Annotated in this window: 13 protein-coding genes; 2 read left to right on the forward strand and 11 right to left on the reverse strand. The window is 39.0% G+C overall.

The window, feature by feature from the left end:
• The first annotated feature begins 48 nt into the window (after positions 1-48).
• On the forward strand, positions 49-2,550 hold the full coding sequence (locus tag BIZ36_RS04050; RefSeq protein WP_187456591.1) for a hybrid sensor histidine kinase/response regulator: 2,502 nt from the start codon (positions 49-51) through the stop codon (positions 2,548-2,550).
• Here BIZ36_RS04050 and BIZ36_RS04055 read toward each other — a convergent pair.
• From BIZ36_RS04055 to BIZ36_RS04095, 9 genes are all read right to left on the reverse strand, one after another.
• On the reverse strand, positions 2,525-3,907 hold the full coding sequence (locus BIZ36_RS04055) for a sigma-54-dependent transcriptional regulator (RefSeq protein WP_187456592.1): 1,383 nt from the start codon (positions 3,905-3,907) through the stop codon (positions 2,525-2,527). The genes BIZ36_RS04050 and BIZ36_RS04055 overlap by 26 nt on opposite strands.
• Before the next feature lie 176 nt (positions 3,908-4,083).
• Positions 4,084-4,389 (reverse strand): hypothetical protein, encoded by a 306-nt coding sequence (locus tag BIZ36_RS04060; RefSeq protein ID WP_187456593.1) that lies wholly within the window; start codon positions 4,387-4,389, stop codon positions 4,084-4,086.
• A 474-nt stretch (positions 4,390-4,863) separates the two neighbouring features.
• Positions 4,864-5,166: a hypothetical protein gene (locus BIZ36_RS04065; RefSeq protein ID WP_187456594.1), complete on the reverse strand. Its 303-nt coding sequence runs from the start codon at positions 5,164-5,166 to the stop codon at positions 4,864-4,866.
• 278 nt (positions 5,167-5,444) lie between these two features.
• Complete coding sequence (locus BIZ36_RS04070; RefSeq protein WP_187456595.1) at positions 5,445-5,753, reverse strand: hypothetical protein; 309 nt, start codon at positions 5,751-5,753, stop codon at positions 5,445-5,447.
• A 222-nt stretch (positions 5,754-5,975) separates the two neighbouring features.
• Positions 5,976-7,517 carry a DUF4301 family protein gene (locus BIZ36_RS04075; protein WP_187456596.1) on the reverse strand — a complete coding sequence of 514 codons (1,542 nt, stop codon included), beginning with the start codon at positions 7,515-7,517 and terminating at the stop codon, positions 5,976-5,978.
• Positions 7,517-8,080, reverse strand: coding sequence for an AAA family ATPase (locus tag BIZ36_RS04080; protein WP_187456597.1), 564 nt, complete (start codon positions 8,078-8,080; stop codon positions 7,517-7,519). The genes BIZ36_RS04075 and BIZ36_RS04080 overlap by 1 nt, the downstream gene beginning before the upstream one ends.
• Positions 8,035-8,673 (reverse strand): nicotinamide riboside transporter PnuC, encoded by a 639-nt coding sequence (pnuC, locus tag BIZ36_RS04085; protein ID WP_187456598.1) that lies wholly within the window; start codon positions 8,671-8,673, stop codon positions 8,035-8,037. The genes BIZ36_RS04080 and pnuC overlap by 46 nt, the downstream gene beginning before the upstream one ends.
• Positions 8,657-8,917: a thiamine-binding protein gene (locus BIZ36_RS04090; RefSeq protein WP_187456599.1), complete on the reverse strand. Its 261-nt coding sequence runs from the start codon at positions 8,915-8,917 to the stop codon at positions 8,657-8,659. Before BIZ36_RS04090 ends, pnuC begins: the two co-directional genes overlap by 17 nt.
• A gap of 37 nt (positions 8,918-8,954) precedes the next feature.
• Positions 8,955-9,587, reverse strand: a complete 633-nt coding sequence (locus BIZ36_RS04095; RefSeq protein WP_187456600.1) for a 4'-phosphopantetheinyl transferase family protein — start codon at positions 9,585-9,587, stop codon at positions 8,955-8,957.
• Between the two features lie 84 nt (positions 9,588-9,671).
• Here BIZ36_RS04095 and ahcY point away from each other — a divergent pair, with 84 nt between their 5' ends.
• The gene (ahcY, locus tag BIZ36_RS04100; protein WP_187456601.1) at positions 9,672-10,988 is read left to right on the forward strand and encodes an adenosylhomocysteinase; all 1,317 of its coding nucleotides are present in this window, start codon (positions 9,672-9,674) and stop codon (positions 10,986-10,988) included.
• 80 nt (positions 10,989-11,068) lie between these two features.
• Here ahcY and BIZ36_RS04105 read toward each other — a convergent pair whose 3' ends face one another.
• On the reverse strand, positions 11,069-11,545 hold the full coding sequence (locus tag BIZ36_RS04105) for a GAF domain-containing protein (protein WP_187456602.1): 477 nt from the start codon (positions 11,543-11,545) through the stop codon (positions 11,069-11,071).
• Positions 11,546-11,637: 92 nt separating this feature from the next.
• Positions 11,638-11,805, reverse strand: a complete 168-nt coding sequence (locus BIZ36_RS04110; protein ID WP_187456603.1) for a hypothetical protein — start codon at positions 11,803-11,805, stop codon at positions 11,638-11,640.
• Positions 11,806-11,929 lie beyond the last annotated feature (124 nt).

The following is an 11,929-nucleotide window of genomic DNA, read 5'->3' on the forward strand; positions in this document are numbered from 1 at the left end:
AAGGTCATTCTGTACGTATTTTTAATGATGGTCTCTTAATACCCAATTATGACGAGTGAAACTGGAAGATCTAAAAACAAGTTTACCCTTAAAATAGTAGCCAGCTATTTGGTATTGGCCACCTTAGCGGCCGGTGTGGGCTATTTTATCTATACAGAAATACAGACCTATATTTCCACCGAGACCAATGATAACAATGATGAAAAATTATTGCGGACTTCGTCATTGCTCACTAACCTTTACGAGGCCGAAAGTCTTTCTAAACTGGCCATACAAAATAATAACCAGCTTTCTTTTGAGGCGTATTCCAAAAAAATAGACTCCGTTCAGACACAAATAGACACCCTAAAACAATTGATGCTGGGCGAAGAACAAAAAAGCCTATTGGATAGTTTACAGCTACTGCTAAAGAACAAAGTGGCCAACAATAGTGAGCTCAGAAAACTTAAGATTAAGACCAACAATAACAATTCCCTGGACAAGGCGCTAAAGGAATTTGATAAAATAGAGGAATCTTTTGGAAAGTTTTCGGCAGAAAATCTTTTTTCGGACTTTGAGCAATTTTCACCCCAAGTACAACAATCGCTTAGGGAATATGCCGACCTCATCAACAGCAACGCCCCCAAAAATCAAGACCCGACCCAAAACAGTGCTTATGTTGACTCCATTTTAAATGTTTCCAAAAACATGATCCGTAGGGCCAAGTTGGCAGACAACCGCTCCCAACGCTCATTGGCGCAAAAAGAAATAGAAGTGATTCGCAATGATTTGGAGCTTTCCCAACAACTACAAAACATCATTACCGCATTTGAGCAAGAAGTATTGGCAAGTAGTTACAACAACAGTATCAAAAAAAGGGAAACCCTTAGAAGGACCACTAGAATCGCCGGTTTTGCCGCTTTGCTAGGCTTTGTTATAGTTGGTATTTTCTCCTTCCTCATAACCAGGGATTACTGGAAAGTACAAACCTACCGCGCCAAATTGGAGCGAGAAAAGAAATACTCGGAATCCTTACTAAGAAGCCGGGAGCAGCTAATTTCTACGGTTAGCCATGATCTTAGGACCCCGCTTAACACTATTGGGGGATATTCTGAGCTATTGGAAAGTACAGACCTATCTGACAAACAGAAAGGCTATATAAAGAATGTAAAATCAGCATCGGAATACGTGGGTAACCTCGTGAACGACCTTTTAGACTTCTCCAAGTTGGAAGCGGGTAAACTAAACATTGAAAAAGTGCCTTTTGTTCCCGCCAACCTTATTCAAGAAACTGCAGAAAATCTACAGGCCCTACATAAAAATAAAGGCCTTAGGTTGGTCTTAAATATTGACCCGGCTCTTGAAAAAACCGTTTTGGGCGACCCATTTAGAATACGACAGATACTGACCAATCTTTTGGGAAATGCCTTTAAGTTTACGGAAGAGGGCCATATAAAAGTGGAGGCTAAAGTAGATAGGACCAAAGGCAAGGAAGTAAGCGCAAAAATCTCGGTTTCCGATACTGGAATTGGAATTGCCAAAAACAAACAACATCTCATATTCAAAGAGTTTACCCAAGCGGAAAAGGATACCGAAAAGAAATTTGGCGGTTACGGTCTAGGGCTCACGATTTCCAAAAAATTGGCAGAACTACTAAAAGGCACCCTGTTATTAGAAAGCGAAGTGGGCAAAGGAAGCACCTTTACATTGCAACTTCCCTTAACCCATACCAACAAGGTAAAGGAGGCTGATAAAACCATGCCTTATATGGCCCCAAAATTGCGAATGCTTATTATTGATGATGATACTGCCTTACTGCATATGCTCAGGGAATTAGCAGAAAGTATGGGAATTACCGTTCATACTTACACCAACTTTTTATCTATTGAAGAAGATTCACATTTAGCATATGATTTAGTACTTACCGATATTCAAATGCCTCAGGTCACCGGTTTTGAAGTACTAAAAAAGCTACGATCAGGCAAGTACAAACATTATAAGAACCAGCCCATAATTGCTATGACAGGACGTAGAGATCTAGGGCCAGAGGCATATATGGGTGTTGGGTTTGCCCAAGTATTACAAAAACCTTTTACGAAGGGAGAATTGGTAGCCACTTTAAAACTTATGGGAATTGTGGCCAAAGACGAAACTAAAGAACCTGTGAGCCCCTCCCCAAAAACAATATTAGCGAAAGAGAAAAACAGTACTCCTTCATTGTATAATCTAGACATTATACATTCCTTTCTTGGTAGAAATGAAGATGCCATTTTTGAAGTATTGACCACTTTTGTTAACGACACCAAAACCAATATGGCGCTTTTGGATCAAACGGTGAGCTATCGTGACTATCCGCAAGTGAACCAAGTTGCACATCGTATGCTTCCCATGTTTAGGCAATTGAAGGTCGCCAAAAGCGTTGCAGTTTTGGAAAAACTGGAATTAGCCCAAGCAGATACAATGGATTGGGGCAAAATGGATGAGTCCTACGATATCCTAAAGCAACAGGTGAAACAACTGTTAACAGAATTAGAAGAGCGGTTGGCTACAAGTCCAAATTATAGTGGTTGATTTTATTATAAAGGGTCTTTCTGGTAACCTGAAGTAATTTTGCGGCTTTGGATTTATTAAAGTTGGTCTTTTTTAAGGCCTTGATAATACGCTCCTTCTCAAATTCAGATTTAGAGAAACCTTCTGTAGGCATGGGTTTTTCCTGTGGTTGTAAAACTTCTTTTGGCAGGGCCGAAACTTCCACTTCATCCCCCATAGTCAACAAAACGGCCCTTTTGATAACATTCTGTAATTCTCGCAAGTTGCCAGGCCAGTGGTACTGCTGAAACGCCTCCCAAACCTCTTTGGAGAAACCCTTGACATTTTTGTCTAAACTGGCATTTGCCTTGTCCAGAAAATTTTCTGCGAACAGCATTAAATCTTCAAAACGGTCTTCTAAAGAAGGTATTTCAATTGAAAATTCGTTCAATCTATGATAAAGGTCTTCCCTAAAATTACCTTTTTCGACTGCATCGGTCAAATCTTCGTTGGTGGCAGTGATAATACGCACATCTACCTCAATTTCCTTGGTACTACCTACCCTTTTTATTTTTCGTTCCTGTAGCGCCCTTAAAAGCTGAATCTGGTTCTCATAACTAAGATTTCCTACCTCATCCAAGAACAGGGTTCCTTTATTGGCAGCTTCAAAATTACCTACCTTATCTTCAACGGCGCCGGTAAAGCTTCCTTTAATATGACCAAAAAATTCACTGGTGGCCAATTCCTTCGGTATGGCTCCGCAGTCCACCGCTATGAAATTAAAATCCTTGCGCTTACTATTGTCATGAATTGCTTTGGCAGTTACCTCTTTACCGGTACCACTTTCGCCAGTAATGAGTACAGACATATCCGTAGGGGCCACCAATTTTATGTAGTCGTCCAATTTTTTTGATGCTTCACTAATCCCTTTTACTACTTTGGCACCCTTTTGTTGCATTTCCAAGATTGAAGAGGATGATTTCTTTGTAGTTACCTGAATTTCGTCCGGTTCATCCTCAATGTCCACGGGAGCTGGCACCTCCACTTTTAAGGCATTGTCCAATACCATTACAATTTCGTCCGGCGTAAAGGGCTTGGAGATATAGTCAAACGCTCCTTTTTTCATTGCATTTACGGCTGAACCAACTTCTGCATATCCCGTCATTAAAATTACTTGGGTAGCGGGATTAACAGATTTAATATCAGTAAGCAGTTGTATACCATCGTAATCCGGCAAACGAAGATCGGTTAGTATGAGATCAAAAGTTTTATCCTGAATTTTTTGTTTCGCATCAGGCGCATTAAAACTAGTCTCTACTTCGTATCCGCGTTTGGACAAAAACTTTTGCAGCATTTGACAAAATGCGGCATCATCTTCAATGATAAGAAGGTTTGGCATAAAAAAATATAGGTTCTAAAGCTATCTACGTAAAAATAAGGTAAGATAGCTGTTTTGTAGTCTTAAATTCTCATAAAAGAGAGAATACCACTGACTTAAAAGCACAAAAAAGGGGCCCGATTGATATCGGGCCCCTTTTCAATGGGAACATGTTCCCAAGAAACTACTAACTATTTTTACTGCTCAATTGCATTACCTTCCTCATCTACAATTAGGGCGCCAGAAGTACCATCTTCCAAGGATACCTCAATCTTGTAATGATTTTCTTCGTTTTTATGAGCCTTATTGATGGTTGCACCAGGATAGTTGGTCTCAATCATTGTAGTAACAGCTTCAGGAACTTCTTCTAGAGAAATTTCAGAAAAACTATCTTGAGCTACAGCTTCAGTAGCAGCTTCTTGTTGATCGGCAGCTTGCTCTTCTTGAGCAAATGCAGTTAAACTTCCTAATGCGAATACAGTGGTGATAAATAACTTTTTCATGATTTTCTGATTTTTAAGGATTATTATTAATCAAATTCACTTAGTACATTGAAAATATGATACCAAATCAGACACAAAAACATAATAAACTCAAATTCAATCTTTTATAAATTTTAGCGAATTTTTATCGTGTGTATTAGTGTGAAAGTGGGTAAGGATTGGGTAAAAAGTTCACATCATAAAAAAACCTAGCAAAATCAATTGGTTATGATAATGCTAGGTCTTACGGTAAGTTTTGGGACTTATGCTCTAACTTTTGAACTATCGATTAAATAATGGGAAAGAGTAATCTATAGTAGGTTTATGTATTCTGAAGAAATGAAGTGGGGTATACATTAGAGAACTGTAAATAAAATGGGGATTCATGAGAAAAGCCGAATGTAAATTTTGATTCTATTTTATATAGAAAAGGGTTGCTTTTAGCAACCCTTTCCCGACCAAACCAACTTGATACAAAACAAATAACTCAAGTTATTACATTTCAATCCAGTTACCATTTTCGTCTGCGTACAAAGTACCAGCAGTTCCATCTTCTAGAGAAACCTCTAGTTTGTACTGCTTAGACTCGTTCATATATGCTTTATCAATAGAAGCAGTGGGATAGTTTTTTGATACTGCTGCTGTAACAGCTTCTGGCAATTCTTCAGTAGCTACCTCAGAAAAATCATCCTGAGCTACAGCTTCTGTTGCAGTCTCTTCAACAGCGGTTGCTTCTTCTTGAGCAAATGCGGTTAAACTTCCTAATGCAAATACGGTGGTAATAAATATCTTTTTCATTTTTATAGTATTTTAAAATTTATCTGATTAGGATATAGAAATAATGATACCAAAATGCCATATTTTCACATATATTTGATTTACAGTGTTTTGCGTGTTTATCTTAAAATTTAAAGTGTGTAAAACTGGATACTTGTGCCAGGAATATGTGTAAATGGGTACAATCCTTACTGTACCGTGTCATTTATTTGTAACTATCCCCATTACCACAAGGCATAAAAAAACCCGGTCATAATGACCGGGTCTTTATTTCTGATTAAACAGTTGTGTTCGAGGGATTATTTTTCAATCCAGTTACCTTCGGCGTCAGCGTACAATTCAGCTGTTTCGCCATCTTCTTTAGCAACTTCTAGCTTGTATTCAGCTTCTTCGTTCATATAAGCCTTAGAAATGGTAGCACCTGGGTGAGCAGCCTCTAGAGCTTCAGTAATGGCAGCAGGAACTTCCTCAGCAGCAATTTCTGCATAACCATCCTGTACAGCTTCTACTTGTTCAGTAGCTACTTCTTCAACAGTTGTTTCTTCTTCTTGAGCAAAAGCAGTCATTGTACCTAAAGACAATACTGCAGCAAACATTAAATTTTTCATTTGTAATAGTATTAAATTAATTTATTTGTTTTGATAATCGCTTAGTAAAGAACCAAAAGAGTGCCAAATCTAATTAGCCATGCAAAATCAATCTAATATATTGAAAATTAGTTACTTATATTTTAATTGCAGGATTTGTAGTATGGGTACGAGTGTGTACTAAACAAAAAAAGTGTGTAAATCTTACACACTTTTTATAACATTGAATAAATGTCTTACCGCCTATTTCACCTGATGCGCAGGTCGCAATAAATCATTTACTGTTTTAACCGGATTAAAGGTAATACTAGGCACCTCTACAAATATAGTATTCCAAAAGGCCATAGCCCCATTCCAAAGTCCAGGTAGTTCCAAAGCCTTAAGTTCTTTACCATCTTTTGTTTTGCCCGTAATGAAACCCTGCTTAGGATCCACGAATTTCATCAGGTCATATTTATTGCCTTGATAGTTTTTAACGCCGCAGACCAAATCTACCGGATTAAAATGAGTGGCATTTTGCAAAATACTATTCTGCTCCTCATCACTGGTATCAATTTGTGCAGATTCAATAATCTGAAGGGATATATTCCCTTTTCTATCATTGATATAAAAAGGCCCTCCACCGGGTTCTCCTTCATTTTTGACCATTCCGCAAACGCGAATAGGCCTATTTATTTTTTCCTTTAAAACGGATTGCTGCTCCCCAGAACTTAGATTGCCAAAGTCAGCTCCTAAACGAACATTGAGTTCTTTTTCCAAAAAAGATTTTATTTCGGTAAGTTCTTCGGATGATTTCTGACCGTCGTCCAAGCTTTTGGCATAATCAAATGCTTTTTCCTGAACCTGAAGTAATACTCCGGCCAGCAACTTTTTACTATCCGCCATTTCCGAAGCAAACCTTGGGACGGTAACATTATCTATATTTTTAATAAAAATGATATCCGCTTCCTGCTCGTTCAAGTTTTCAATTAACGCACCGTGACCTCCTGGTCTAAAAAGTACGCTACCATCGGCATTCCTAAATGGATTATTGCCCATATCAACTGCTATGGTATCGGTAGAAGGTTTCTGATATGAATAACTCACCTTATAAGAAGTTCCGGTAGCAGTAGCAACCCTGTCTCTTACCGTTTCAAATTCTTGGTTGAACATATCGCCGTGTTGCGGAGAAATGGTAAAGTGAAGTTCTGCGGTTTCCCCGGACTTGGCATACGCGCTAGCTTCCTTTAAATGCTCTTCAAAAGGAGTGGCGGTATGGTCTCCATAATTATGAAAAGGTAAAAGTCCTTTGGGATAAAAGCCATAGTTCAATGCTTCTTCAGACATCATTTCCTTTACAAAAAGATAAACTTCTTCATCTTTTGACTTTGCTTTTCCTTCAATTCGCTTCTTTACCAAATTGTAAAAAGCAAAATCCGTGATTCCTTCAGAGAATGCTTTTAAAGCCTTATCTCCAGTGCGCTCAAAATAGCCTTCAAGGCTCTCTGCAGTGGGGTCATAGTTATCTAAAAAGTTGAATAAAGCCTTGAACATTCGTGATGCCGCCCCGGAAGCAGGAACAAATTTTAAAAGGGAAAGACCTTTGGCAGACTCCTTCTCGAACTTAGTAATTAAGCCCTTTTCTTCTTCCTCCGTAAATTTAGAGATACCATCACCTGCTGTAACGGCCTTCTCTAATTGTACAAAGGGAATTCCCTCTTTAAAGGTTTCTATTTGCTGGTTTACTTTTTCTTCGGAAATGCCCTTTTCCGAAAGTAATTTTAAATCGGCTGCTGTTAAATTCATTAGTTCTTCCATAATTGGTCTATGTGTTCTATGGCCTTGGCCAAACGTTCATTTTTCCCGCCTTTCAATATAGTGAAATTACGGCCATACCTCTTTAAGGTATCTTTAAAATATTGATACATTCGCTCTCTCTCGTTGGGCTTATCGCGCAAATCATCGGCTACCCACGGTACATCTATATATGTAAGCAAATACAGGTCGTAGCTATTTTCCAAAGCATATTTTTCCAGTAGAGGGTCGCAATAACCAACATAATAAGCCTCCGAATATACTTTGGTCTCCAATAAATCAGTATCGCAAATAAGAAGATTCGTGACTTTCTTAGTGAGGTCGTTTTCCATTTGTATTTGCCCTTCGGCAATGGGTAATAGATCGTGCGGTTCACAAACCTTCCTTTCCCTATCCCACTTGTTCTGCAGATATTCACGGGCAAATTCGGGTACCCAACGTGTGTTGTAGTGCTGTGCCAATTCTTTGCTCAAGGTAGTTTTTCCAGTTGATTCGGGACCAAAAACTACTACCTTAATAATGTCTGAGGGCTCTTGTTTAAGCTTTTCTTCCATGCTAAATAGCCGTATATCGCGATTATGGTGAACAGAAAATACTGCAAACTTGTAAAAATAAGCCCCTTATACCAATATAAGGGCACGGAAATAATGTCACCAAAAATCCAATATACCCAATTCTCGAGTTTTTTTTTGGCCATAAGCCACATTCCAACAAAGAAGATACCTGTTGTGAAAGTATCCACATAGGCTGTCCAATTGTTGAACTTATCAAAATACCAGTAAACAAGGCTTACAAAAACAAGGGTGCCTAAAAACAACAACAAACTATACTTTTTTTCTTTGGATGTTGTAGAAGTAATGGGCACAAAATGGGTCTCGTCAACTTTCCGCGTCCATACATACCAACCTACGATACTCATGGTAAAATAGTAGGCATTGATAAGCATATCGCCCAACAGACCATATACCAGAAGGATATATACAAAGATGGCCGTACTGATAATACCCGTGGGGAAAACAAGAATATTTTCCCTTTTGGAATAATAAACACTTAAAAATCCAAAGAACACCCCAATGAACTCCAGTACTGTTAGATGAACGGGAATACCGTCATACTGGGAAAAAATCCATTCAAAAATGTGGTTCATAGTCGCTTCGGTCAGATTTTACCATCTTCATGTACATAAGTCCGCGTTCCATCAACTCAAAAGCCACCTTAATTTCCTCCTGTAACACATTCATTACCTCATCATACTCGCCATAGACTTGGGTACTTAAGGGGTTTTCCAAAACGGTTAGGCCAGAAGCCCTCAATTTTTTGATAAAATTGATGATGTGCCCTTCAAAATCATCTTGAAGGGGTGAAAAAGTAAGTTCTACGGAAATGTTCATGATGGTTTATCTGTTTTTGGGAATTTAGCCCCAACACTTATCTTCTCAAGGCGTACACTAGTGTAAAGCCCTCAAATTCCAAAAATCGAATATCATAATTTGAAGTGGTGCCCTGGTACAATATTTCTGCCGTGGTGGCAGAACTATCAAAAATGAAGTCTTTCACATCTATATGATGGATAAAACTCAGACCAGGTTCGGCATAAATTTTATAAAGTGATTCCTTACAGCCCCAAACAATGGTCAACTTTCGAATAAGGGCATCGGTATTGGCAATTGTCTTGTACTCTTCAATTGGGGTGAATTTATGGGCTATGCGCAGAATTTTTTCCCGTTGCATCTCAATGTCGATTCCCACATCATGCGCACTACTGATAATAATAGCGGTAAAATTGTGTGAATGGGTAATGGAAATTTTATTGCCATCTTTTAAGTGGGGTTTGCCAAACTCGTCATAAAACAAATTAGCATCAACATAGCCAGCTTCTGCCATAAGGTGCCTGATACTCAAAAAAGCACGTCTGTGCATTTCAGATTTCATACCGTCCATACGGTTTTGGCAGTGGTCCGTTAGCTCTATTCCTTTTGAAAGAGCTTCTTCACTTTCCTCTACCTTCCAAATATAGACCTTGGTAGCGGCGTTTACCTTGAGTATCTTATAAATAGGCATAACTTTAGGTACCTTTTTCTTAACTTTGCGACCACAAAATTGTGGTACGCCCGCATATTACGAAAGTAAAAAATAAAAAAGACTATGGATACGAAAACTGTTGCCTATCTACCCTATAAAGTAAAAGATATTGCTTTGGCCGATTGGGGAAGGAAGGAAATTGAATTGGCCGAGGCCGAAATGCCCGGTTTAATGTCACTTCGCGAAGAATACGGAAAAGAACAACCTTTAAAAGGCGCCCGAATTGCCGGTTGCCTTCACATGACCATACAAACAGCCGTTCTAATTGAAACATTGGTAGCCCTTGGTGCCGATGTTACTTGGAGCTCCTGTAACATTTTCTCAACCCAAGATCATGCCGCCGCAGCTATTGCCGCCGCCGGTATTCCTGTTTATGCCTGGAAGGGAATGAACGAAGAAGAATTTGATTGGTGTATTGAGCAGACCCTTTTCTTTGGTGAAGAAAGAAAGCCATTGAACATGATTTTGGATGACGGGGGCGATCTTACCAATATGGTGTTGGACAAGTACCCGGAATTGGCAAAAGACGTAAAAGGACTTTCTGAGGAGACTACCACGGGAGTTCACCGTCTATATGAGCGCATGAAAAAGGGAACGCTTCCAATGCCGGCCATCAACGTGAACGATTCTGTTACCAAGTCTAAATTCGACAATAAATACGGTTGTCGTGAAAGTGCCGTTGACGCTATTAGAAGGGCTACGGACACCATGCTCGCCGGTAAAAGAGTAGTTGTTTGTGGCTACGGTGATGTCGGTAAGGGTACAGCAGCCTCATTTAGGGGAGCCGGTTCCATTGTAACCGTAACCGAAATTGACCCTATCTGCGCACTTCAAGCATGTATGGACGGCTACGAAGTAAAAAAGCTGGAAACCGTTGTTGGTAATGCCGATGTAGTTATCACTACCACCGGAAACAAGGATATTATCAGAGGTGAGCATTTTGAGGCAATGAAGGACAAGGCCATTGTTTGTAACATTGGGCATTTTGACAATGAAATTGATATGGCTTGGTTGAATTCCAATCACGGAAACACTAAGGATGAAATCAAACCTCAGGTTGATAAGTATACGATTGATGGTAAAGATGTTATCGTACTTGCAGAAGGGAGATTGGTGAATCTTGGTTGCGCCACGGGTCACCCAAGTTTTGTAATGAGTAATTCCTTTACCAACCAAACCTTGGCACAAATAGAACTTTGGAACCATAGTGACAAGTATGAAAACGAGGTGTATATGTTACCGAAGCATTTAGATGAAAAAGTGGCCGCACTTCACCTTTCACGTCTGGGCGCCGAACTAACGGAACTAAACACCGAACAAGCGGAATATATAGGAGTTACTGTTGAAGGTCCGTTTAAACCGGAATATTACAGATACTAACATTATAGATCGGTTAATAAAAAAACAAAGCCCTTGCGAATGCAAGGGCTTTATTTTTTTCTATCTGTTAGTTAGCGTGTTTATCCCATAATCTTCTTACAAATTACCTCTCCAATGGCCATAATCGCGTTTTTTTCATCTTCCGTAAAGTCATAAGATGTTGGTTTCGCTACTCCCAATGTGCCATACAACTTTCCGTTTAATAATAAAGGAGCTGCTAGGGAACCTTCTACTTTGGTTTCCTTTGCTGCTGGGCGTGCTACCCCAGAATTATCGGTCTGTAGATTGCACATCTCTACAGGTTGTTTCCTTTCCGCTGCAATCCCCGCCATTCCTTTTCCTATGGGAATAGTTTCTAACTTAGGAATCAAGAAAGGAGGAATACCCACTTGAGATTTCAACTTTAATAAGCCGCTTTCTTCTTCCAGAAAATGCAAAGTACCTGTTGAGCAATCAAAATAGGAGATGATATCCTTTAGAATTTTATCCCAAATGGGTTCGTCAACATTTATAGCTTTATATATTTCATCTAGTAGGGCGGTATTTGTTAAACTCATAGAAATACGATTGGAATATTGGTTTGAATTTGCGCTATAAGATTAAAAGCAATCTAGCTCTAGTGGTTTTTGTTATCAAATTATAATTTAGACTAGCCTACTTGATTGTATTTTCTCATCAAGGCTTTGTACTTCTCGGAATCTTCTTTAGAATGATTTGCGTAATCATCAATAATTGTATGCTCAATACTATTCGTCTTTAAAAAGATGGATACTCTCTCAAGTTTTTCAGGAGTACCTTTTATCTCAATCTTGGCCATATCTTATTAATGTTTAATCTAACTTCCTTGAAAATGAGTCACATGGGGGAAGCTTGCTTTTTGAAAATAAAAAGAAGCGGACTACAAATTTACATAAAATGAGTGTACACAAGGATTGTTTTTA

The sequence above is a fragment of the Cytophaga sp. FL35 genome, from assembly GCF_014349235.1.
Classification (GTDB): Bacteria; Bacteroidota; Bacteroidia; order Flavobacteriales; family Flavobacteriaceae; genus Euzebyella.